The organism is Staphylococcus sp. HMSC069E10 (assembly GCF_001809205.1).
In the GTDB taxonomy this organism is placed as follows: Bacteria; Bacillota; Bacilli; order Staphylococcales; family Staphylococcaceae; genus Staphylococcus; species Staphylococcus hominis.
The window spans coordinates 98,708-123,051 of the sequence record NZ_KV796492.1; the positions used below are offsets into that span (position 1 = coordinate 98,708).

Consider the following 24,344-nt stretch of genomic DNA (forward strand, 5'->3'; position numbering starts at 1 on the left):
TATTTATGTTTCACATGATACTTATCTTTTTTTAATTAAAATCCTATCTACAATAATACAATTCAAAAACACCCTCACTACGATAAGTAAGGATGTTTTTAATTGTAATTTATAGCTATTTACGATTGAAATTGATAGCTTTCATGTCCTTTAGCGAAACCTTCTACTGTATAAATCATTGATCCACCTTCTGAATTATTCTCAATATCATTGGTACATATTAACAATTGATTTGTACCTGGAATAAATTGCGGATGCGTAGAACGCAACATTTTCCCTTCATCACGACCTGGCATCAAGATTTGACCAATAGGATACCCTCTTTTATTAAAGACAAGAACTCGGCCTTGTCCATACATTGCAACATATAAGTTGTCATCACTATCAATACAAACAGAATCAGGTCCTTCATGACCAGTAAAATAATACGGTATGGTTGCTCCAAACGGTGCAATAGTCACACCATCATCTTCTAATTGAATACGGTGAAGGCGATTCGTCGTTGTTTCAGTTATCCACAGTACTTTTTCATCAGTACTAAGTGCGATACCATTAGCAACAGAAATATTTTGTATCACGGGTGTCACCGTTTTAAAATCAGGAGAAACGTAGTAGACGCCACCTTTAGGATTCGTTGAATACCCTCTAAAGTCGGTGAAATAAAAACCACCTTTACTATCAAATACCATATCATCAATACAATAATCTGTATTGATGTCTGAAATAATGTCTTCAAAGTGTTCTCCATGTTCATCTGTTGCGAAAATACCACCTGTAGATTCAAAGTCACCTAAGTAACATGTAAACAATCGTCCATCTTTATGAATTTTTACTGCAGCTGGATTTTGTTTTTCTGATTGAAACGCTACAGAAATATCTTTGCTTGGTAGATTAACTTTGAAAATCTTTCCACCAAATACTTCACATAAAAATAAGTTATGTTCTCTATCAAAAATAAGTCCTTCAAGTTGAAGTCCTTCATCTGAAATTTCTAACCATGGTTCAGCTGTAACTGTTTGTAATTCACTTTCAGAAACAATAGGAACTACACTTTTAGATTTACCACTATACGTTAATTTAGGTAATTTATTATCCAACATATTAAATAAGCCTCCTTATGTCATTCATTTACATAGTTTATTATACGCTTGAAACATTCTAAACTTAAGCTTACTATATGTAATCGATTTCAATAAGTAAAATGATTCTCCTTGTATAGGTCAATTGACTGATTTATGAGCGCAAATATTGAAAGAAGTTATAATTTTGTTAAAATATTATAATGTCGATTTTTATATAAATAACAATTTAGATACGTTTAACATACAGATAAATTAACTTTTAGAGGAGAATCAGAAAATGGATTATAGAGTGTTATTGTATTACAAATATACAACAATTGATGACCCTGACACATTTGCTACTGAACATTTAGCATTTTGTAAAGAACATAACTTAAAAGGTAGAATCTTAGTATCTACAGAAGGTATCAACGGTACATTATCTGGTACAAAAGAAGATACAGATAAATATATTGAACATATGCATGCAGATGAACGTTTTAAAGATATGACTTTCAAAATTGATGAAACTGAGGGCCATGCATTCAAAAAAATGCATGTACGTCCTAGAAAAGAAATTGTTGCTTTAGGATTAGAAGATGATGTTGATCCACGTGTGACAACTGGTAAATATTACTCACCTAGTGAGTTTAAAGCTGCATTAGAAGATGATGACACTGTTATTTTAGACGCACGTAATGATTATGAATTTGACTTAGGTCATTTCCGCGGTGCCATTCGTCCAGATATTACACGCTTCAGAGATTTACCAGATTGGATTCGTGAAAATAAAGAAAAATTAGACGGTAAAAACATTGTGACTTATTGTACGGGTGGTATCCGTTGTGAAAAATTCTCAGGCTGGCTTGTAAAAGAAGGCTTTGAAAATGTAGGACAATTACATGGCGGTATTGCTACGTATGGTAAAGACCCAGAAACAAAAGGTGAGTACTGGGATGGCAAAATGTACGTCTTCGATGAACGTATTAGTGTCGATGTTAACCATGTAGACAAAACAGTGATTGGTAAAGAACACTTTGATGGCACACCATGCGAACGTTATATTAACTGTGCAAATCCAGAATGCAATAAACAAATTTTAGTATCCGAAGAAAATGAAGCAAAATATCTTGGCGCATGTTCATATGACTGTGCTAAACATAAACGTAATCGCTACGTTGCAAAACACCATATTAGTGATGAGGAATGGAATCGTCGTTTAGAGAACTTTAAAGATGTTCCTGAACATATTCACGCATAATGATATGTACCCTTTATAAGTATCAACCTACTTTTAAAGGGTACTTTTACATACTTACTGTGCTATAATAACTTAAATTGAAACTTACATAAGGTGATTGTTATGAAGAAGCACAGTAAAGATTACTTCCATCTTTTTTATAGTCAGCTATTCGCAAATACTGGAGACGTGTTAATCGTTGTCGGCTTAATTTCGGTAGTATATAGTATAACCTCAAAAACGACTGCCGCTTCTATGATTCCAATTATTTTTACTTCCGGACTCTTTGTTAGTAGCTTTATTTCAAATTATATTTATCAGTATTTTACTCAAAAACAAGTATTGTGGATTTTCCAAGGGCTTAAACTTGTGAGTCTATCCATCATCGCAAGTCTACTTATATTCGAGGAATCTCCAATATTTATTTTTATTCTACTATTTATAAATGCTCTATTTGATGGCTTTACCAATCCAATTAAGAATGCGATGATTCCTTTTATTGAAAAGAAAGAATACATAACGTCGGCAAACGCTTTAATGAATATGATGAGTAGCATTGTTCAATTGTCGACATGGACATTAGGTGGATTTCTGATGAGCCTGATTGGCGCTAAATATTTATTTTTATTTGCGCTTGTACTAGAAATCCTATCCTACTTCTTTATTATTCAACTTTCAGAACGGCATATTTATAATAATGAAAAAGAAAATATATTAAATAGCTTTAAAACTGTATTACGTCATAACTATTTCAATAAACTGAGTTTATATCTAAATCTATCTACAATTTTCGAATCTGTCGCAACATCCATTTGGGTTGCTGCAATTATTCTTACATATACGAGAACATTTTTACATGTCGATGATTTTTGGTTTGGACTCATCAATGCTGCCTTCTTTAGTGGGACGATTATTGCTGGATTATGGATAAATGGTAAAGATCAATTTTTCACAAAAATAAGTTACCCTGTTATTATTTACATTCCGCTCATATTAGCGTTTATTAATGTCAGCTTTATCCTACATAAATCTGTGTTACTTGCTTTACTAATTTCATTATTAATGGGGATTTTCGAAGATTCACGCTATATTTCTTTAAACTCAGTTGTACAACGTGAAGTACCAAAAGAAATCCTGACCTCCACCTATATACTGAATAATTTATTAAGCAGTGTATTTTTCTCACTTGGTACTTTAGGTATTTCACTTGTTGTAGATAATCAAGGAGTGATGTGGGCATATGTAATTAGTGGCGTTGCTTATGTGTTAACATTTATTTTAGGTTTATATTTTAAAATAGCGATTAAAAATTAATTTACGAGGAGACGACGATATGTGTACAGGCATTACATTTCGAGCCAGCAATGGAGATGTTATTTTTGGAAGAACGATGGATTACGATTACCCTTTGAATGGCTTTCCTGCAGTTCAACCTCGAGGATACTCCTTTAAATCGCATGTCGACTATAAAGGGAAAACGTTATATGCCTTTGCAGGTGCTGGTTCTGATATGGAAGGTTTTGTTTTTGGAGATGGCGTCAATGAACATGGACTTGCCATGTCAAATCAATACGATCGTGGATATGCGTCATATGCGACAGACATTCGTGACGGCTATATCAATATTTCGCAAACAGAAGTCCTTGTGTGGGCGCTCGGCTATAACAGAAATATTGAAGAACTTATTGAAAATGCGAAACATGTTAACGTTGTAGCCTATTCATATAGTGATATTAACGAAGTTCCTCCATTACATTATCATTTATCTGATGCGACAGGCAGAACTGTGGAAGTGACATTTGTTGAAGGACGTATCGTAGTGATTGATAATCCAATTGGCGTACTCACAAATAACCCAGATTTAAATTGGCATTATGAAAATTTGAAACACTATATGCATGTGACACCATATAAAATTGATAATACATTTTCAAAACAATTTAACTTAGGGAATATGAATGGCACATTCGGTTTACCTGGAGGGTATACATCTGGCGAACGTTTTGTTCGCGCAGCTTATCTTGTTCATCACTTATTACCAGATAGCGATGATCATCCTATCTTAGATGCATTTAGAATTTTAGACCATGTGAGTGTACCAAAAGGCGCTGTTCGCCCTTCTGACAATGGATTTTATTATACGTTATATCAAACTGTCTTTAATTTAACGACAAAAACACTCTATATTAAATATTATGACTCTAATACCATTACAGAATTACAACTCACCGATGACTTAATAAATCGTGACGATTTGGTAGTCTTTTCGAGAAAGAATAAAGGATTGTATACTGAAAAAGTGAACGGATAACATATTTTTAAATCTAATAAAGTACCTCTCTTACATCAAAGTGTAAGAGAGGCTTATTATTTTTTCACTTTTATCATTCTTTATTTTATCTATAAACTAGTCCACCATCAGTTAAAATGGCTTGTCCAGTAATATAATCTGAATCTGATGATGCTAAGAATGACACTAAAGAAGCCACATCTTGTGGTTCTTGATAACGTCCGAGTTTAATTGCTGATGAGAACTGTTCAAATGCTTCACCTGGTTTTAGATTACTGTCTAGTTTAACCATTTCAGCATCAATACGATCCCACATTTCAGTTTTAGCAACTCCAGGACAATAAGCATTCACCGTAATACCTTTTTCAGCTAATTCTTTCGCTGCAGTTTGAGTGAGAGAACGTACTGAATGTTTAGTAGCACAGTATGTACCTAATACCTCATAAGATTCATGTCCTGCAATACTGCATGCGTTAATGATTTTACCTTTACTATTTTGCTTAATAAACTGTTTTGCTGCCGCTTGAATTCCAAATAACGTGCCATATACATTTATATGGAATAATTTATCCAATTCATCTTCTGTAATATCTAAAATAGGTGATACCGCATCTACACCAGCATTATTTACAAATACATCAATTTGACCAAATTCTGCCACTGCAAATTGAACCAATTCTTCTTGCTCTTTTTTCTTAGAAACATCACTATGAAATGCTACCACGTTATATCCATTCTCTTTAAATTCTTGTTCTGTTTTTTCTAGAGCTTTTTGATTAATATCTTGAATCACAATATTAAATCCATCATTGGCTAAACGTTGAGCAATTCCTTTTCCTAATCCTGCTGCTGAACCTGTAATGACTGCTGTTTTTGTCATAATACCACTCCTTTTACGTAATTATTTTACCCTTCTAGTTTAATTTTATTCTTAATTTTAAATGATTCACAAACTGTTCATATATCTTTTACGTTGCCTTATATCATCATCTGTTTAATGATGTAAATAAGTGTTTATACTTTACGTATTAAACTATAAAAAATTAAAGGAGATGTTTTCTTATGAATATTTTAGTTACTGCATTTGATCCGTTTGGCGGAGAAAAGGTAAATCCGGCATTAGAAGCGGTTAGACAACTGGATCCTACTATTGGGGCACATACCATTACAACATTAGAAATCCCAACTGTATTTCACAAATCAAAAGATGTGATTCAACATGAATTAGAACATCATCATTACGACGTGGTATTATCGATTGGACAAGCAGGGGGACGTTTCAATATTACACCTGAACGTGTAGGCATTAATATTGATGATGCACGTATTGCGGATAATAAAGGACATCAACCCATTGATGTTGCCATTCATCCAGATGGAGCGCCAGCTTACTTTTCAAGTCTTCCTGTTAAGGCAATGACCGAAGCGATTAAAAAAGCGGGTGTTCCAGCAAGTTTATCGAATACCGCAGGCACATTTGTCTGCAATCATGTGCTTTATCAATTAGGCTACCTTGCAGATAAGTATTATCCTAACTTACGATTTGGCTTTATCCATGTGCCCTTTATTCCAGAACAAGTCATAGATAAACCTAATACACCTTCGATGTCTTTAGATACGATTACAAAAGGACTTACAGCAGCAATCAATGCGATTTCAGACCACCCTGATGTTAAAGTAGCTTTAGGAGAAACACATTAGAAAATAAGATAATTAGTGATATATAAGATACAAATTCTATAATTAAAACGATTCTTTTTATCTACAAAATATATAATTTTGTAGACGTTTTTTATTTTCAAAATAAATATTACCGTGTATTATTAATAAGTGACAAATATAAATTGAAAGAGGTTTTAAATTTGAGAAAGCATCTGCTTTTGTCATTCATGATGTGTGCGTCTCTCCTATTAACTGGATGTACACATGATCATCATCAACACAAAGAGGTGAAAGTATCTCTTGCACGAGAATTTAACCCGAGCCAGTTAGATGCACAAGCGTTTGATGTTCCGATGCCTGTCTACAGTGCAATATACCAACCTCTTGTTACATATGGAGAAAATGGAAAGATTGAGCCTGGTTTGGCTAAATCTTGGAAAGTCTCTAATAACGGAAAAGATTATACATTCCATTTAAAACACAACATTAAATTTAATGATGGGTCAACTTTTAACGCAAAAGCAGTCAAATTTTCAATTGAACGTGCGAAAGCAACCGATAAAACGAATCCTATGGAAACCTTGGATAAACTGAAATCGGTCACTCTTAAAGATAACTATACCGTAGACATTCATTTAAAAACACCATCTAATCAGGTATTAAATGAGTTATCACAAGTCCGCCCCCTTCGTATCATGAGTCCAAATGCCGTCAAAGATGGTAAAACGACAGGTCAATTTGAAAAAGCGATTGGTACAGGTCCATTCAAAGTAGCAAATTCAACAAATGAGACTGTGTCTTTTAAACCAAATCCATATTATCGCAACCATCATCCACTGGATTACGACTTAATATTTCAAACTATTGAAGATAGCGATTCACGACATCTTGCGATTGAAAGTCACTCTATCGATATTACTGGGGGATCTCTAGGACATTTGACTCCTCAACAAATCAAGGAATCATACCGTAATCAAGATTTAAAGGTAAAACAATATCCAAGTACAGAAACACAGTTCATGGCCTTTAATCCAGAGGTCTCATTACTTCAAAATAAAAAGATGCGCGAAGTAATCAGTAAAGCGATTAATACTGATCACTTATCATCAAATAAGCAGCTTAAAGGATTATTCCAAGACGGCGTAGAATTCGTGAATGATACAAATCAACACACCCATTCATATAATCCTACTCAAGCGACACGCTTATTAGAACAATTAGGCTATAAAAAAAATGATCGGGGCTACTTTGAAAAAAATGGACGAGACCTTTCTTTAAAATTAGCGCTACAAACTGATGAATTTCCTGAATGGAAAACAAAAGCAGAAATTATGCAACAAGATTTGAAAAACGTAGGTATTCATTTGGATATTAACGTTTTAGATGCCCAAACGTATTATGAAACACTCACTATCCGAAAAGATTATGATCTTATTTTCTATCGTTCTTATACGAATGCGCTCATGCCATATAACTTTTTAAATGCACGCTTTAAGCAAGACGGAGATAAGCCCGGTATGTTCGCAAACGATGTTCAGCTAACAACAATGCTTAACCGCTTCTCAACCATTACCAATAAGGATGATCAACAACGTGCATTTAATCACATCTCACATCGCATCAATCAACAGTATCTTGAAGTGCCAATTGCTTATCCAAACGAAGTGTTTGTTACAAGTCCTAAAATTAAGCAATTCGAATTCTCAGGACAAACGGATGCACCCATTAATTACGATAAATTGAAGGTATCTCATCATGATTAGTATGATTAAACATTTACTTAAACTTATATTATATTTCATTATTATTTCGTTTATCTTATTTGTGCTACTTGAACATACAACTGGAAATCCAGCGATTCAATATCTACATGAACATGGTGTCGCACAAATCACAGATGAACGAATTAAGATGGCTCAAGATAAACTTGGATTAAGCCAAGCATTGCCTATTCGTTATTTACAATGGTTAGGCCATGCATTTACAGGCGATTTAGGCACGAGCTTTAGTAACGGCGAGCCTGTCACTGACCGTATTGCTAAAGCCGTTGCTCCTACCTTGAAACTTATTTTTATCTCAGCTATCATCTTATTTCCACTTGGCTATATTATTGGCTATCTCTGTGGGAATTATCCTAAGAAAAAGTGGTCTACATTCATATTACGTGCGTCTCAAGTGGTGACATCACTACCAGAATATTGGTTAGCCATTATTTTTATTTACTACTTCGGTGTGAAATGGCATCTTCTACCATTTGTTGGAAGTTATAGCTTTGAATACTTTATTCTACCTATCGCTATTTTAGTCCTAGTTGAAGGGAGTCATATGGTTTTACTCAGCAGTCATCTATTTGAACGTACACTTCGTAAGGAAGCATACCAACTTGCCTCATTACGTCAGTTTAAATTAAAAGATCGTATTTACGTACAAGTTAAAGACATCTTAGCGCCATTACTTACGATTACAATTAATAATTTTATTCGTTTATTCAGCCGAGTCATTATCTTAGAAGTCATTTTTAGTATTTCAGGGTTAGGAAAATTGCTTATTATTAGTATTAATCTTCGGGATTATCCACTCATTCTAGGTATTCTAATGATGATGATTACAATCATTATGATATTGAATTTCCTGGGTGATATTTTACTAGAAAAAAGTGACCCTCGTTTGAATATGTCGAAAACGTTAGGAGGGCGAGTAACGTATGAAGATTAAACGTTTCATATGGCCTATTACGATAGTCATTTTAGTTATACTCGCTTATGTCCTATATGATAAAGCAAATCAAATTCATCAATCTCAAGCATTACGTCCCCCAAGTTTACATCATTTACTTGGTACGGATGATTTGGGTAGAGATTTTCTAACACGACTATTTGTAGGTAGCTTGATTACACTTGGTCTTACTGCATTCATTATGATAGGGACAATCGTGCTTGGACTGATTATTGGTCTTATTTCAGCTATAGTAGGTAAATGGTTAGATTCTATCATTATGGCACTTGCAGATATGTTAATCGCTTTACCAGCTATCATTATCGCGCTTGTCGTCCTTGGTTTTATTAATAATTCTGTAGTAGGATTATGTCTTGCACTCATCATCGGCTGGCTCGGTCGCTATTTGCGGTATTTCAGAAATTTAGCACGTGACACGATGACACAACCGTTCGTTAAATTTGCGCCACTTAGTGGGATGTCGAAGTTCCAAGTTACAATACATCACATTGTGCCACATCTCATCAGCGACATTATGGCACTTGTTACTGCAGATTTTGGTAAGTTAATGTTAAGTATTTCCGGTCTCGCCTTTATTGGTTTAGGAGTAAAACCCCCTATTCCTGAATTAGGCGCCATTTTACATGACGGTAAAAGTTATTTCTATTCTGCGCCCTGGTTATTTATCTTTCCAGGTGTCTTATTAGGAGGGTTCGCACTCATATGTCAAATACTCAATCGTCGTCACATTCATTAGATACAGTCCTTTATATCAATGATGTATCTGTTTATCACAAACATGAACCATTACTTAAACAGATACATTTAAAGATTGAAAAAGGAAGCTTTCATTGTTTAATTGGAGAAAGTGGGAGTGGTAAATCTTTACTTACACGTACTGTACTGAATATGAAAGAAGATGATTTAACCTATCGTGGTGAGATTCATCTCGATTTAACACAAACGGATGCAATGTTCCAAGATGCGAATCGCAATTTTTTCCAAAATGTTCGTATCAACCGCCACTTTGATGCATTGTTTGACTCTATGTCATCTTCATTAACACGTGATCAGCAAAAAGCATTTGTATTACGTCAATTTAAACATCTCGGATTGGACCAACCTGAATCCATTTATTATCAGTATCCTTTTGAATTGAGTGGTGGTATGGCACAACGAGTTGCACTTGTCATGGCTATTGTAAGAGAAGCACAGTTTTTAATTACAGATGAACCGACTAGTGCGCTAGATCAACACAATCGTCATAGTTTAATGGCTCTACTACATCATGTAGTGACAGAACATGATATGACAGTGCTATTTGTAACTCATGATTTAAACTTAGTCTTAAACTATGCAACGCATATTAGTGTCATGCTAAACGGAAACATTGTAGAAACAGGGCGTGCTTCTGATATTTTACGTGATCCTCAGCATGCTTACACGAAGCAATTGATTGAACTAGCTAATAGGAGATATCAATATGTTACAGATTAAACAGTTAAATAAAGCTTTTTCTAATAAACAGATATTTAAAAATTTTAATTATACATTAGAGACACACGATCATTTATTGATAAGTGGCGTAAGTGGAAGCGGAAAGTCTACTTTGGCTCAAATTATTGCAGGATTAGATTCAAATTATCAAGGTACACTCATATATAACGATTTAGAACTTGGCCATATTTCACAACACAAATGGATGAAACATATCCAATATGTGCCTCAATATCATTCGAGTACACTTGATCCAAATAAAACAGTTCATTGGATATTAAAACAACCTTTAATTCATTTTCATTATCCTAAGGCTATACATGAGGACAGAATAAAAGAAGTCATGTTGCAATGTAAGTTAGAATCACAATTACTTGGTAAAAAAGTGAGTACTTTAAGTGGTGGCCAATTCCAAAGGCTATGGATAGCAAAAGCTTTGCTTGTAGAACCAGATGTCTTGATTTTAGATGAAGCAACAACAAATTTAGATATGGTGAACGAAGATATCATCTTACAAATGTTAAGAGAATTTCAACATTTACAGTTAATTATCATTACGCATGATTCATATTTATTGCAAGCTTTACCTGGTAAACATTTAAATATTGGTTAATTCAAAATAAAGAGTGGGACAACGAGTTTTGTCTCACTCTTTTCATAAATAGTTCAAATATTTTATAAAGTAAGTTGTAGGTTGAAATCAGAGTATGTTATGTTCAAGTTGCAGTATACGTAGTTCAAATAAAAACATTAGAGGTGATACAACCATGACTCAACAAGGTATTACAGAAACACGTATGCATTCAGATTCAAATCTTGACTCTCATTATCATAAAAAAGATGAACATTATCCTAAAGGGAATCGCTTCTTAAATGTTCTTATTTTTATAGGATGGATGTTACTTGCTCAGATTCCTATTGTTCTTATTTTATTTATTACTAATTTTTCTGCAAAAATGGATGTTACAAGTGGAACACTAGCAACATTATTATTTATGCTGTTAGCCGCTGTCGTTATTTGGCTGGTTAGACGTTATTATCAACGGCATACATATGAGCCAATTAAACCGTTTAAACGCAAAGATATTATGATTAATATCGGATGGGCACTATTACTTCGCGTTATTGTCATTGGAATGAGTTTTCTAATGATGGCAATAACAGGTCAAGCACAGACAGAAAATGATAAGGCATTACTGGGTAACTTTCAAGGCGCGAAACCTTCTCCCGATCAACTTGGACAAGCGTTTCCTGTCATAGTATTTGCACTCACCCTTACGTTTGTAGCTCCCTATTTAGAAGAATTAATTTATCGAGGTATCTTTAAAGAAACGCTATTTAAACGTAGCAGTTTCTGGTTACCATTTATTTTATCCTCACTTATTTTTGCTTCCCAACATGGTATTTCAAATTGGGTTGCGGTCTTAATGTATATCATAATGGGGATGATTTTTTATCTCGCTTATCATCGTCGTCATAACGTTAGAGATAGTATGATGGTTCATATGATTCATAATGGCGTGACGGGTATTGTGATTATTGTGAGTTACTTTATCGCAATGTTTAGCTAAAAAAGTATACCAGTTAAATGAAGTCGACAACTATCTCGCCAAAAAAGGAGTGGATCGGAATTCATTTTGAATTCATCGGCCCACTCCTTTTTTAATTCATTCGATTAATCTATATCAATATGATTTGAATCCTCATTAAACGCTTCAGTTTTAATATTTTTATCTTCCAAGAAATTTGTAATATCTTGTTTTTCTCGATCATTTACAATATCTTGATCTTTATTCACTTGCTCAATATCATTAAAAATAGATGTATCATCATCTGATTTTAATGATATTTCTAAACTTTTTTGCTCTATGCGATTGGCTGTTGAAATATAACGACTTATTTTATCAGTATAGATCGCATAGTCATTATTTGGCATCTGATTATTTTGAATGTATTGTGCAAAATTTGTATCATTCTCATTCTCTAATTGAACAAGTTTTTTTAATTTATTTGCTTCTGTATTGGATAATTTTTGATTGGAATATAATTTTATTTTATATGTATTGATCGTATCGTTAATCTTTTTGTCAATATTAATATACTTTTTAATATCTTTTTTAATCGTTTTCTCAGAAATCTGTACATGTCGTACTGATGTTTTTTCAAAAACATGATCCGGTACCTTTGTATCTGATTCTAGACTGATATCTTGATCATCAGAACTCTTATTGTCTTCTGTTGAATGTTCTTCTTGTGTATCCGCTTTGTCCGAATGGTCACTATCCTCTTTAGACAATCGATGACATCCCACTAAGCCAATAGATAATATGAGAATAAGCATTACTACCACTATCTTTTTCATAACTTTTCTCCTTAACTACGTTTATTTATCTTTACTTTAAGTATAGAACAATTACGACTACTTTTGAATGCGTTATAAGTTGCTATCTTTATATGGACTACGGCACATTAACAGAACAATAATCACAATGGTATAGCCTATGGTAGAGACGATAGATGTTTCAAAACCAAACTGTCCTCCCGTAAGCACCATATTTTTAAAACGTAAAACATATTGAAAGACGTTATAGTCAGTTTCTTTTGTAGTGATATAAACGACTTGAAAGACATTCCAAAAGAAATGTAAAGTGATACTCGCCCAAATGGTGTTAAATCGATATGTTGCTATACCAAACATCATACCAACTAAAGTGCCACTAGCTAACAATAAAAGGAAACTTGTAACATTTAGAGCACCATTCAATAAATGAATCACGCCAAAAAACAGTGAAGTACCAACGATTGCGATTCGAATGTTCGTTTTCTTTTCAATATAGCCCATTAAAAGACCTCGACACACCATTTCCTCGACAATAGCACCAGCTGCAGCTTGCATAAAAATAATGTAACTCAAGTCGTGTATCGTCTTACTGATTGAGTTAAAATGATGTATCTTAAAATCTCCCGGTATAAAAATAAAGTAAATCGCATATACTACGCACGGTAATGCAATCCCTAAAATCAAATAAATCGGATGAAATACAGGTTTTGTAATTCGATATGAAGATAGCGCCTCTTTAAATACATGAGTAATTATCCATCTTACGATGAAAAATGTAAGTAAAATATAAGTGATACTCGATAAAATTGTTCCAATTCCATAAAATGGTATCAATGTATCAAATAATAGCGCAATCGTTTGAGAAATAACCATAATGATTATCGCTAAAAGAAACATACTAACAATTTTTATTATTTTCATTTTTATTCTCCAATATAAGTGATGTATATAGATTATGTTAGCACAATCGATTGTTTAGCAGTTGGTTGGGTATAATGTTTATGTAGAGAATTTATGAACAATGCTTTTTCATATTGGAATTCATAAACATATGGAGGCGTTTAGATGATGAAATTGATCAATTTAAAAAACAAATCTATCGCAAGTGATTATGTAGCAGTTGAGTTATTAAAGTTAATACAAAGTACGCCGACAGCTACTCTTGGATTAGCGACAGGTAATACGATGACAGAAATCTATCCACGATTATCTGAATTATTAACGGCAAATCGTGTGAATTTAAATGATATTAAAACATTTAACTTAGATGAGTATGTGGGTCTTAATTCATCACACCCTCAAAGCTACTACACATATATGCATGAGCTTTTATTTAATCATAACGAATGGAATGAAGATCATATCTACATTCCAAGAGGAGACGCACCTGATCTTGAAGACGAAGCATATGCTTATGAACAGCGTCTATTCTCTATAGGACAACCCGATATTCAATTATTAGGTATTGGAGAAAATGGCCATATCGGTTTCAACGAACCAGGTACATCTTTTGATAGTCAAACACGCGTTGTAGATTTAACTGATTCTACGATTAAAGCCAATAGTATTCATTTTAATACGATTGATGATGTTCCAAAACAAGCTATTTCTATGGGATTACAATCTATTATGCGCGCAAAACGTATCATTTTATTAGCTTTTGGAGAACGTAAACAAGAAGCTATTGAGCGTTTAGTGAATGGTTCAAAAACTGAAACATTACCTGCCTCTATTTTACAAACGCATCCGAATGTAGATATTATTATTGATGATGTCATATTTAATTATTTAAACCACTAAAAAGGACAGAACGTTCGAGTTCTGTCCCTTTTAATATATTAACTTTACTTCCTATGGATGTTTAAATAATTTTAAAAGCAATGAAATAATAATACAAACTATCGCAATAATTGCGAAAGTAATCAAGAAAATTAAATCCGTTTGAGTGAAATTCACACTGATATCTGACCAACTTTTAAAAGAACTATTATAAAGCGCATTGACTACTACAACTGCTAATAAAGCAATGACCGATAACCATCCTAAAGTAGTAAAGAAATTTTTTGCACTTGGAAATCTTAAATCATTTTGCATTATCTATCCCTCCTTTACTTAGAATTCATATATTATGTAGATTTACTATGTATATACACTAAACTTCATATATATAAACCTAAAAAGATAAAGAGATACTAAATTATTCATTTTTCACCATGCGAGTAGTCTTAAAAATGATGAATGGTACCTGATTTAATCGTTGTATCTACTTGTATATGGTCGTCTACAATTACGATATCTGCATCTTTTCCTATGCTTAAGCTTCCTTTTTGCTTATCAATATTAAGTGCAATGGCTTGATTTAAACTTGCCACTCGCCATAAGTGGTCTAAACTATCATGCGTAAATTGAATTAAATTATGCAGTCCTTCATTCATTTTTAAAATACTGCCTGCAAGTGTGCCATTTTCTAAACGTGCTTCTTTCCCTTTAACAATCACATTTTGTCCACCTAAATCATACTCACCATCTTTCATACCTTTGGCACGCATGGCATCTGTAATTAAATACATGTGAGTAGCTCCTTTTTGCTTATATGCAATATCTACAGCAGCAGGATGTGAATGAATCCCATCACCAATAATTTCAGTGTTTAAACTTTGATTGGTCCATGCGGCACCAAACACACCTGGATTACGATGCTCAAAAGGTGTTGCAGCGTTGTAAAGATGCGTTACATGTTTCGCACCTCGTTCTACCGCTTCATTTGCTTCTTCAAATGTGGCAACAGTATGTCCCATTGAAAAGATGATATCATCACGCAATTCATTTAACGTCTCATGAGCACCTTCGACTTCTGGGGCAAAAGTAATGATTTTAATTAATCCTTTCGCTACCTCTTGAAAATGTCGAATTTTTTCAACAGTAGGACGTTGTACATATTTAGGGTTTTGTGCCCCTACTTTGTGTTCAGAAATAAATGGTCCTTCTAAATGTACGCCACCGATTTCAGCCGCTTCACCTAACGTTTGATTTTCATAACAAGCGACAATATTGTTCAATGCTTTTTCAATATTCTCATCAGATTGCGTCATCGTTGTTGCTAAAAATGTTGTTGTACCTTCAGACAATAATTGTTTAGCTAAATGATTTAAGCCGTCATACGATGCATCCATCGCATCTTCTCCATAGCCACCATGAATATGAATATCGATAAAACCTGGTAACACATGCTTTCCTGCTACATCTATTTGATTTAAATGACCTTTATAATCACCTTTTTGAATATCACTAATTTTGCCATTTTCTACGACAAGATACCCTTTTTCAATAACTTGTGCTTCCGTATAAATTCTTCCATTTGTAATGACATATTGAGACATGATACCCCTTCTTTTCTATAAAATTTCTTATCATTTCAAAGATATTATATCATTTCATATTGTCATCATTAGGCAATTTCTTCTTTTGGAAAAAATTTTCAAAAACGTCATTAAATGATTATATATATTCTTCTCAAACAAGACTATTCTATAAATGAAAAAGATTTGATATCAGGATAAAGAAGAAATATCAATGACAAAAAGTCTCGCGCATGAATGCGCGAGACTTTTATATACCATTTCTAAATTTATCTCAACATCGTGCCACCCTTACCTCAATTGATAAGAGTGGCATTTTTTTCATTATGCTGATTTCTATTTCTTAAAAGTACCTCCCCTTCTAATAATAAAGAAGTCGCCTTGTCAGGCGCCTTTAGTTTCCAACGTGAGAAATGGAGGTGAATGACATGATATATCACGAAATCATTACAGAACTCAATAATCTAAATGAAACGCCACAAACGATAATCGCTCAATATGAACGTATTGAATTTGGTCAATCATGCACTAACGATGAAACATTATTAAACTGCAATTTCACTAAAATCTTTCACAAATTGAATCAAAATCATACACTACGCCCTTATTTAAAACTCATATCGACTAATCCATCTGAATTAATAGAATGGTTCATTCTTTATTCATATGTCCTGGGAAATGACTAGGTTAGACACGATATAACTAACTTAAATTTTCAAATTTAAATAGTACGCCATTTAAAGCGAAAAATACAATTTTTATAAAATAAAAACTTTTAAAGAAATGACCTATCATGTCTAAGGTCGTTTCTTATAATAAATTTAGGTTTTGTGAAAGGAAGCTTTCGCCTATGGAACAAGCATTTAGAGTATTAAATATCTACGATAAATTATTAAAAAATGAAACAGTCAACAAATTAGAACTTGCAACAGAATTTAATGTGAATCCTAGAACGATTCAACGAGATATAGATAATATTCGACATTATCTATATGAATCAACGCTGCACTCAGATCTTGAGTTACAAATTCAATTTGAACAAAGTAAAAATAGCTACTTTATTAAACGTTCTCCTAAATATTCACATCAAGATGACTTACGTGTTCAAGTGACATATGAAGTGACATTTAAGCTATACGAAACGTTAAAAATACGTGATGACATTAAAATTTTAAATAAAAACGATAAAACATATGACGTTCAAATGAATTTAAATCCTAATGAAGCAATTGACTTGTGTTTTCAATATCATCGCTCGTTACGATTGATTTCTCCTGATCATCTATTAAAACAATTCACCGTAGAACTTATCAAACTACAAATGATTTATCTAAGAAATGAAGTATGACCTCATAACATGTAGGTTGTAATATATACATCCTACATGTTCATTTTAAAAATTTTATTAAGGAGTTGTTACTATGAAAAAATTCAAACCTTTCCTCATCATAATGAGCTTAGCAATATTCACTTTTTCACTGACAGGATGTAGCCAAAGTATCGAACATAAAAAAGATATTTCTATTAAAGATATTATTAATGATAAAAAGGAACACTTTTTATATACCGTAAGTAATTCCAATGGAGAATCAAAAGTAGATTGGATATACCTCACGAAAGCCGGCAAGATGAAAATGATTGCATTCGATGATTCTTTAGAAATTCCACCTAGCTTAATTAGTAAGTTAGATGCCAACGAAGTCAAAAAAACACTAGATAGTAAAGACGTTGACTATGACGAAACACCTTATCAAGATGTTAAAAGCTATATAGAATTAACCACAGATAACGGAAAACCTTTATTCACATTACTAACTACAAATAACATTTCTAAAAAAGATTTCCAAAATGATATTGGTAAGGCGATGAATCAATCCGCTACCGACAAAGATAGTTTTATGTTTTATACAAGCGTTGAAACAGGTCAATCTCAATATCCCACTAAAAATGTAGAGTATATTGGAACCTTTACAGCAAATCCTTCAGCCCTTAGAGGAGATGATGCGGATGATGACGATTATAAATATACAATGATTAAATTAGATAATAAACATCAAAAACTCGTTGACCTCTCACCTAAAGATAAAGACGTTACACAAGTTAAATTCTCAGATTTCAATATGGAATAAGGAGTAGTTAATATATGTATCAAACAAAAGAACAGTTAATGTCAGATATCGCATTATTAATTAAAGCACATGATCAAAAAGAGTTTCAAAATAAACTCATTCGTCAAGAAGAACAAGAGATAAAACACTTAACATTAAAACAAGTCAAAAAGAAAAACATGTTAATATTATTATTACCGAGTCTTGTGATGATACTCATATCATTGTTTATCTATCACTCAACTAGCCTTATGATGATTGGACTCATTTTACTTATCGTCTGGTTCGTCAAAAATAAAAATATCAGACCTGAAAACAAATCAATTACTAAATCGAAAGGATATAAAAAAGCTGAAAAAGAGCTGAAAGATCAACCCGATATTCAACAGCATCAACATAATATTCAACGTCATCAACACACATTAACTGATATACACCACACTGTAGCAGCTTCTAAAGCCCAACAACGTATTCCAAAAGCTTATACTCACATTCATTCTTTACGTTCAATGTTTAGTTATCTTTATAACCAACGCGCTGATACTTTAAAAGAAGCCATTAATTTATATGAAACAGAATCACATCAAGCACGTATGGAAGGGCAACAACAACAAATTCTTTCTACTGTTACTCAAACAAGTGTAGATGCTAAAGCAGCAAAATACGCGTCAGAATTAGCAGCATCCAATTCCCAAGCATCTGCAATATGGGCAGAAAGAGCGGCACATAGCGCTAGAGCAGCCAATGAAAATGCCGCAGAAGCTTCTCAAAATGCAAGTGCAGCAGCAACTCATGCGTATAAAGCAAGAAAAAATACTGAAAAATAGATATTAAATAAAACACCTTCTAACCAAAACTGCTAGAAGGTGTTTTATAATATGTTCACTACCCGTCTATCTCAAATCCCATATCTTCAATCATTTGGTAATCAAGCTCATTAGGTTGTCCGCCTGTTACTAAATAATCGCCTACAAAGATAGAATTGGCTGCTTGAAGTGCAGTTGCTTGAAGTGAACGTAAATTGACTTCACGACCACCCGCAATTCGAATTTCTTTAGTAGGATTAATCAATCGAAACAGAGCTAAGATACGTAGACACTTTGTTGGAGATAACAAGTCTAACCCACCAAACTTGGTACCTTTAATCGGATGTAAGAAGTTTACTGGAATACTGTCTGCATCAATCTCTTTTAACGCAAATGCCATATCGATAATATCTTCATCTGTTTCTCCCATGCCACAAATCACACCAGAACATGGTGAAATATTATGTTCTTTCATAATTTCAACCGTATTCACTCTATCTTCATATGTATGTGTTGAAACAACTTCCTCATGGTAACGTTCACTTGTATTTAAATTATGATTATAGCGATCAACACCGGCTTCTTTTAATTGTGTCGCTTGTTCATCATCGACTAAACCTAAACACGCACAAATTTTAAGTTGTGGATGAATAGCTTTAATATCTTCTACCGTATCACAAATATGATTTACTTCTTTATTCGAAGGACCACGTCCACTCATTACAATACAATACGTTCCAATTTTATGGTCTGTCGCGACTTGTGCCCCTGCTTTAATTTGTTCTTGGTCCACTAAAGCATAACGTTGTTTTTCTTTCATTTTGACAGATTGACCACAGTAACCACAATCTTCCGGACATATGCCACTTTTCGCGTTTAAAATCATATTCAGTTTTACTTTTTTACCGTAATAATGTTTTCTTACTATATAGGCTTCATTTAATAATTCAAACGTATCAATCGTTTCGTCTTGAAATAGACTTAGACACTCTTCTTTAGTTAACGCTTCTCCATTCAATACACGTTCTGCTAGATTTAATGTCATGATGTTTGTCACTCCTATCTTTTAAAATACACTAATAAAACTCATAATTGTAAACTTTATATAATAATAAGTTTACATTATTCTTTGATTAAATCAAAGGATGTTTTAAAATGAAATGGTCTATGAATATAACCTCAGACAATCCGAAGTAGAACTTGTAACTATTAGATATTTGAGTAACTCATAAAAAAACTTGAGCCTACATATGTAAAATACATATATTAGGCTCAAGCGATTTAATATAACTATTTATTTTGTAATACGTGTACCAATTTTACCTTCTAGCGCATCATTTAAACCTGATAAAGAAGTAATCAACACACTACCTTTGGGATTCTTTTCAATAAATTGAAGAGCTGCTTCTACTTTTGGCAACATACTGCCTTTCGCAAATTGATTATCGGCAATATATTCTTTCATATCATCGACTGTAACGTCACTTAGTCCTTCTTGATTGTCTTTTCCGTAATTAATATAAACATAATCAACGGCTGTTAAAATCATTAATTGATCCGATTGTAAATGAGCTGCAAGTAATGCACTTGTCTTATCTTTATCAATGACTGCATCGACACCTTGATAACGACCTTGTTCCTTAACAACTGGGATGCCGCCGCCACCAGCTGCAATCACAAGCGTACCATGTTTAATGAGTGTTTCAATACTATCAAGTTCAACAATATTAATAGGTTGAGGAGAGGGCACAACGCGACGGTACCCACGTCCTGCATCCTCCATAAATGTATATCCTTTTTCTTGTCTCATTTTATCTGCTTGTTCTTCTGTATAAAATAAGCCAATAGGTTTCGTTGGATGTTGAAACGCTGGATCATCGTTTGCTACTTCGACTTGTGTCACGAGTGTTACAACTTCTTTATTGATACCTAAAGTATGGAGTTCGTTAAGTAAGCTTTCTTGCATTTGATAGCCAATATACGCCTGACTCATTGCGCCACATTCAGGGAATGGAAAAGGCGGGCCTTGTTCATGTTCTGCTGCATAATTTAATCCTAAATTAATACTTCCCACTTGTGGTCCATTCCCATGACTAATGACCACTTCATATCCTTTGTTTATTAAACCAACTAATGATTGAGCTGTTCCTTTTACAAGCTCTAATTGTTCTTTCGGTGATTCCCCTAAAGCATTGCCACCTAATGCGACCACGATTTTAGACATCCATAGGTCCCCCTTTTTTCTCTATTCGCCTAAAGTTGCCACCATTACTGCTTTAATCGTATGTGCTCTGTTTTCGGCTTCTTGAAAGACAACAGAACGATCACTTTCGAAGACCTCATCTGTGACTTCCATTTCATTCAAACCATATTTTTCTTTAATTTGTTTACCAATTTCTGTTTCTGCATTATGGAAAGCAGGTAAACAATGTTCAAAAATGGTATGTGGATTGCCTGTTTTTTCTATTAATTCTTTTGTTACACGATAAGGTTCTAATAATTTAATACGTTCTTCCCAAGTATCGTCAGGTTCACCCATCGATACCCACACATCTGTAGCAATCACATCCGATCCTTTCACCCCTTGGTCAATATTGTCAGTCACTAAAATAGTACCGCCGTTTTTATCAGCCAATGACTGACATGTTTTTAGTAACTCATCTTTAGGTCTTAACTCTTTCGGACACACAAGATGGAATGTCATTCCCATAATAGCTGCGCCTTGCATCAATGCATTTGCCATATTATTGCGTCCATCACCAATATATGTGAAATGAATGTCTTCATAAGGTTTTTTTAATACTTCTTTTGCAGTTAAAAAATCAGCAAGCACTTGTGTTGGATGATCTTCATTCGTTAAACCATTCCAAACCGGAACACCAGCATATTCTGCAATTTCTTCAATAGTACGTTGAGAAAATCCGCGATATTCGATACCGTCATACATCCCACCTAAAACACGAGCCGTATCTTTAGCCGTTTCTTTTACTCCCATTTGTGTACCTGTAGGCCCAAGATACGTCACATGAGCACCTTGATCATAAGCTGCTGTTTCAAACGCACAACGTGTGCGTGTAGAATTTTTTTCGAAAATTAAAGCGATATTTTTACCTTTAAGTTTTTGTTGTTCAATACCAGCATATTTTGCACGTTTTAAATCTTCAGAGAGATTAAGTAAGAATTCCATTTCTTTTTTTGAAAAATCAAGTAATGTTAAAAAATTTCTATTTCTTAAATTTTGCATCTTAGCCCACTCCTTTGTCAGAGATTTAGCATTTAAAATTCAATACACATGATGTGTATGAACGTTACAATATGTGTAACTTTTTATTATATTATTACACAAAAAACATAAGATAGAAAATTTAAAACATACAACAAAAAACTTCTTTGCCATATTTTGACAAAGAAGTCACTCATATTTATGCTGTTTTAACTTTTCTTTTTGCTTCACGATCTATCATATCTTGTTTTGTAACAATCGGATATTTTTTGAATACAAGAGAACCAAGAAAACCTGCTAAACCACCCACAATGGCCATTACAACACCATAGATAATCACTTTCATTGGACTATTAAAACCAAACATCACTAAGAATCCTGCAATGGGTGTTGCTGTACCTGTTGCGTCATTGATCATACCAGATAAAGCGATAATTAAACCTGCAACAGCTCCTCCAAAGAAGTTTGTCACATACACTGGTATCGGATTAGCAGAGACAATATCAGCTTGAGATAACGGTTCAATACTTACTGAAATCGTTGACTTACGATCTCCTAATTTTAAACGATGGAACAGCGTACCATTCATAAATGCCGAACTAAATGCAGCCATAGCACCAATGGCCATTGGCACGCCAGTTAAACCAAGTAATGCGGTTAAAGCCATTGAACTTAACGGTGCTGTACCTACAACCGTAATAATGCCTCCAAGAATAATCCCCATAATAATTGGATTTGTGTCCGTACTACTTTTAATAATGTCACCAATTTTTAGTAATGTATTATTCACTACTGGCGTTAAACCCGTCGCAATTAAACGTGCAAGTGGTGCAAGAAGAACGATTGAACCAATAAGATCTACACCATCTGGAACATATTTTTCTGTATATTTCATAAGATAACCTACAATATACCCAGCAAAGAACCCTGGAAGTAAGTCTAAACCACCACAAGCAGCTCCGATAACTAATGCATACACAGGTGAAACACCAATAGCTAAGGCAGTTAACCCAGCAGCAGCGACACCACCAAGACCTCCCGCAGCGTCACCTAGTTGTTCTAAAAATTTAATACCAAATACTTCTCCACCTACATATTTGTTAAAAGCTTCTACTAAAAATGTCGCAATGGCTGCATTAGCTAAAGCTCCCATCGCACGCATACCACTAGGTGCTTTATATGTAAATAACGTAAAAATCACTAAGACTAAAACTAAAAACAACGTACCAATTAATAAATCCATAATCTACTGTCATCCCCTTATATTTAATTTAGATGTGAGGTATGGCTTCAAATCAAACAATATCTCACTACTTACTTTCTTCCTTAGTAGACAGTTTACTAAAAAACGAAATATATTTCACGGAATTTTTTAAATTTTTAAATTAAATTGAAAAATTTGTTTATTTTTTACTTAATTACTTCAAAATATATCTATCTTACACATTATGAAATGATCGACAAAATGATATAAATATACAAATGAAATAATCTGTAGTTATAACTTATCTTGAATATATTTATTAAGTCACTCACTTCCTTTTAAATATGTGATATGACGTGTTAAGCACATTCTGTGTGTGATTTTAACTATTACATTTGTCATAATAACAATCGATTATAACTGCTCTTTTATTATGCAAAAAGCTGAGACGATCAAACGTCTCAGCTGTATGACATCTATATTATTGTTCTATTAATGAAAAGTTTATTAATTTATTCCATTAACATAACTTTTGATAATCATAAATGATAATAAATATTATTTATTGTTAACTTAAACTTAGAAAAGGAGATGGCAAAAGTAGATAAAAAGACTTTTAAAATAACATTAGTTGGAGTTTTGATTTTATTGTATTTTTTATTTTCATTAAGCGACAATTATAGTATCACCTTACTTTGTTTATCAGCTATTATTTTAGGTACAATTATTCATTTTTTAGTAGAATTTATTGGTAATTATCTATATAAAAATAAAAAGTAGATTATATATTCATGTCTAGAAAAGCCCTTTTGTATCTTTATTCTGTTAATAAAATAAA

The 24,344-nt window shown here is 33.3% G+C and carries 25 protein-coding genes and 1 pseudogene; 16 read left to right on the top strand and 10 right to left on the bottom strand.

What is annotated here, in order from left to right; translation table 11 throughout:
• Positions 1–119: 119 nt before the first annotated feature.
• Positions 120–1,100, bottom strand: coding sequence for an SMP-30/gluconolactonase/LRE family protein (locus HMPREF2561_RS09105; RefSeq protein WP_017175521.1), 981 nt, complete (start codon positions 1,098–1,100; stop codon positions 120–122).
• Between the two features lie 259 nt (positions 1,101–1,359).
• Between HMPREF2561_RS09105 and HMPREF2561_RS09110 the strand changes: the two genes are divergently transcribed.
• From HMPREF2561_RS09110 to HMPREF2561_RS09120, 3 genes are all read left to right on the top strand, one after another.
• Positions 1,360–2,322, top strand: a complete 963-nt coding sequence (locus tag HMPREF2561_RS09110; RefSeq protein WP_017175522.1) for an oxygen-dependent tRNA uridine(34) hydroxylase TrhO — start codon at positions 1,360–1,362, stop codon at positions 2,320–2,322.
• A gap of 102 nt (positions 2,323–2,424) precedes the next feature.
• On the top strand, positions 2,425–3,615 hold the full coding sequence (locus tag HMPREF2561_RS09115; protein WP_017175523.1) for an MFS transporter: 1,191 nt from the start codon (positions 2,425–2,427) through the stop codon (positions 3,613–3,615).
• 19 nt (positions 3,616–3,634) lie between these two features.
• Positions 3,635–4,612, top strand: coding sequence for a choloylglycine hydrolase family protein (locus HMPREF2561_RS09120; protein WP_017175524.1), 978 nt, complete (start codon positions 3,635–3,637; stop codon positions 4,610–4,612).
• Between the two features lie 85 nt (positions 4,613–4,697).
• On the opposite strand, the gene HMPREF2561_RS09125 is transcribed toward HMPREF2561_RS09120, so the two are convergent.
• Positions 4,698–5,471, bottom strand: coding sequence for an acetoin reductase (locus tag HMPREF2561_RS09125; protein WP_002449443.1), 774 nt, complete (start codon positions 5,469–5,471; stop codon positions 4,698–4,700).
• Between the two features lie 182 nt (positions 5,472–5,653).
• On the opposite strand from HMPREF2561_RS09125, the gene pcp reads away from it, so the two are divergent.
• The 7 genes from pcp (at position 5,654) to HMPREF2561_RS09160 (ending at position 12,036) form a co-directional block, all read left to right on the top strand.
• Positions 5,654–6,292, top strand: a complete 639-nt coding sequence (pcp, locus tag HMPREF2561_RS09130; RefSeq protein WP_070468702.1) for a pyroglutamyl-peptidase I — start codon at positions 5,654–5,656, stop codon at positions 6,290–6,292.
• A 161-nt stretch (positions 6,293–6,453) separates the two neighbouring features.
• Positions 6,454–8,016 carry a nickel ABC transporter substrate-binding protein gene (locus HMPREF2561_RS09135; protein WP_017175526.1) on the top strand — a complete coding sequence of 521 codons (1,563 nt, stop codon included), beginning with the start codon at positions 6,454–6,456 and terminating at the stop codon, positions 8,014–8,016.
• Complete coding sequence (locus HMPREF2561_RS09140; RefSeq protein WP_017175527.1) at positions 8,009–8,968, top strand: ABC transporter permease; 960 nt, start codon at positions 8,009–8,011, stop codon at positions 8,966–8,968. The genes HMPREF2561_RS09135 and HMPREF2561_RS09140 overlap by 8 nt, the downstream gene beginning before the upstream one ends.
• On the top strand, positions 8,958–9,725 hold the full coding sequence (locus HMPREF2561_RS09145; protein ID WP_061544117.1) for an ABC transporter permease: 768 nt from the start codon (positions 8,958–8,960) through the stop codon (positions 9,723–9,725). The genes HMPREF2561_RS09140 and HMPREF2561_RS09145 overlap by 11 nt, the downstream gene beginning before the upstream one ends.
• Positions 9,692–10,465, top strand: coding sequence for an ATP-binding cassette domain-containing protein (locus HMPREF2561_RS09150; protein WP_061544119.1), 774 nt, complete (start codon positions 9,692–9,694; stop codon positions 10,463–10,465). The genes HMPREF2561_RS09145 and HMPREF2561_RS09150 overlap by 34 nt, the downstream gene beginning before the upstream one ends.
• Positions 10,452–11,078 (top strand): ATP-binding cassette domain-containing protein, encoded by a 627-nt coding sequence (locus HMPREF2561_RS09155; protein ID WP_061544120.1) that lies wholly within the window; start codon positions 10,452–10,454, stop codon positions 11,076–11,078. The genes HMPREF2561_RS09150 and HMPREF2561_RS09155 overlap by 14 nt, the downstream gene beginning before the upstream one ends.
• 154 nt (positions 11,079–11,232) lie before the next feature.
• Positions 11,233–12,036, top strand: a complete 804-nt coding sequence (locus HMPREF2561_RS09160; RefSeq protein WP_070468704.1) for a CPBP family intramembrane glutamic endopeptidase — start codon at positions 11,233–11,235, stop codon at positions 12,034–12,036.
• 104 nt (positions 12,037–12,140) lie between these two features.
• On the opposite strand, the gene HMPREF2561_RS09165 is transcribed toward HMPREF2561_RS09160, so the two are convergent.
• Both HMPREF2561_RS09165 and HMPREF2561_RS09170 read right to left on the bottom strand, forming a co-directional pair.
• Positions 12,141–12,827 carry an NDxxF motif lipoprotein gene (locus HMPREF2561_RS09165; RefSeq protein ID WP_061544124.1) on the bottom strand — a complete coding sequence of 229 codons (687 nt, stop codon included), beginning with the start codon at positions 12,825–12,827 and terminating at the stop codon, positions 12,141–12,143.
• Between the two features lie 72 nt (positions 12,828–12,899).
• On the bottom strand, positions 12,900–13,727 hold the full coding sequence (locus HMPREF2561_RS09170) for a CPBP family intramembrane glutamic endopeptidase (RefSeq protein WP_070443092.1): 828 nt from the start codon (positions 13,725–13,727) through the stop codon (positions 12,900–12,902).
• 147 nt (positions 13,728–13,874) lie between these two features.
• Here HMPREF2561_RS09170 and nagB point away from each other — a divergent pair, with 147 nt between their 5' ends.
• A complete protein-coding gene (nagB, locus tag HMPREF2561_RS09175) occupies positions 13,875–14,606 on the top strand; it encodes a glucosamine-6-phosphate deaminase (RefSeq protein ID WP_049415907.1) in 732 nt (243 codons plus the stop codon).
• A 51-nt stretch (positions 14,607–14,657) separates the two neighbouring features.
• On the opposite strand, the gene HMPREF2561_RS09180 is transcribed toward nagB, so the two are convergent.
• Both HMPREF2561_RS09180 and nagA read right to left on the bottom strand, forming a co-directional pair.
• Positions 14,658–14,900 carry a hypothetical protein gene (locus tag HMPREF2561_RS09180; RefSeq protein ID WP_017175592.1) on the bottom strand — a complete coding sequence of 81 codons (243 nt, stop codon included), beginning with the start codon at positions 14,898–14,900 and terminating at the stop codon, positions 14,658–14,660.
• Positions 14,901–15,031: 131 nt separating this feature from the next.
• Positions 15,032–16,186 (bottom strand): N-acetylglucosamine-6-phosphate deacetylase, encoded by a 1,155-nt coding sequence (nagA, locus tag HMPREF2561_RS09185; RefSeq protein WP_017175591.1) that lies wholly within the window; start codon positions 16,184–16,186, stop codon positions 15,032–15,034.
• A gap of 407 nt (positions 16,187–16,593) precedes the next feature.
• On the opposite strand from nagA, the gene HMPREF2561_RS09190 reads away from it, so the two are divergent.
• The 4 genes from HMPREF2561_RS09190 to HMPREF2561_RS09205 all read left to right on the top strand — a co-directional run bounded on the left by HMPREF2561_RS09190 (position 16,594) and on the right by HMPREF2561_RS09205 (position 19,100).
• Positions 16,594–16,851: a hypothetical protein gene (locus HMPREF2561_RS09190; RefSeq protein ID WP_017175590.1), complete on the top strand. Its 258-nt coding sequence runs from the start codon at positions 16,594–16,596 to the stop codon at positions 16,849–16,851.
• A gap of 164 nt (positions 16,852–17,015) precedes the next feature.
• Positions 17,016–17,513, top strand: coding sequence for an HTH domain-containing protein (locus tag HMPREF2561_RS09195; protein ID WP_017175589.1), 498 nt, complete (start codon positions 17,016–17,018; stop codon positions 17,511–17,513).
• 73 nt (positions 17,514–17,586) lie between these two features.
• Positions 17,587–18,294: a hypothetical protein gene (locus HMPREF2561_RS09200; protein ID WP_017175588.1), complete on the top strand. Its 708-nt coding sequence runs from the start codon at positions 17,587–17,589 to the stop codon at positions 18,292–18,294.
• A gap of 14 nt (positions 18,295–18,308) precedes the next feature.
• A complete protein-coding gene (locus tag HMPREF2561_RS09205; protein WP_017175587.1) occupies positions 18,309–19,100 on the top strand; it encodes a hypothetical protein in 792 nt (263 codons plus the stop codon).
• A 58-nt stretch (positions 19,101–19,158) separates the two neighbouring features.
• On the opposite strand, the gene bioB is transcribed toward HMPREF2561_RS09205, so the two are convergent.
• The 4 genes from bioB to HMPREF2561_RS09225 all read right to left on the bottom strand — a co-directional run bounded on the left by bioB (position 19,159) and on the right by HMPREF2561_RS09225 (position 23,503).
• The gene (gene bioB, locus HMPREF2561_RS09210; protein WP_017175586.1) at positions 19,159–20,124 is read right to left on the bottom strand and encodes a biotin synthase BioB; all 966 of its coding nucleotides are present in this window, start codon (positions 20,122–20,124) and stop codon (positions 19,159–19,161) included.
• 249 nt (positions 20,125–20,373) lie between these two features.
• Positions 20,374–21,303 (bottom strand): carbamate kinase, encoded by a 930-nt coding sequence (gene arcC, locus HMPREF2561_RS09215; RefSeq protein ID WP_049382256.1) that lies wholly within the window; start codon positions 21,301–21,303, stop codon positions 20,374–20,376.
• 21 nt (positions 21,304–21,324) lie between these two features.
• Positions 21,325–22,323 (bottom strand): ornithine carbamoyltransferase, encoded by a 999-nt coding sequence (argF, locus tag HMPREF2561_RS09220; protein WP_048761618.1) that lies wholly within the window; start codon positions 22,321–22,323, stop codon positions 21,325–21,327.
• Between the two features lie 178 nt (positions 22,324–22,501).
• Positions 22,502–23,503 carry a PTS sugar transporter subunit IIC gene (locus HMPREF2561_RS09225; protein WP_231451771.1) on the bottom strand — a complete coding sequence of 334 codons (1,002 nt, stop codon included), beginning with the start codon at positions 23,501–23,503 and terminating at the stop codon, positions 22,502–22,504.
• On the opposite strand from HMPREF2561_RS09225, the pseudogene HMPREF2561_RS11020 reads away from it, so the two are divergent.
• A pseudogene (locus tag HMPREF2561_RS11020) lies at positions 23,463–23,546 on the top strand (hypothetical protein); the annotation flags it as partial. The gene HMPREF2561_RS09225 and the pseudogene HMPREF2561_RS11020 sit on opposite strands and share 41 nt — an antisense overlap.
• Positions 23,547–24,344: the final 798 nt, after the last annotated feature.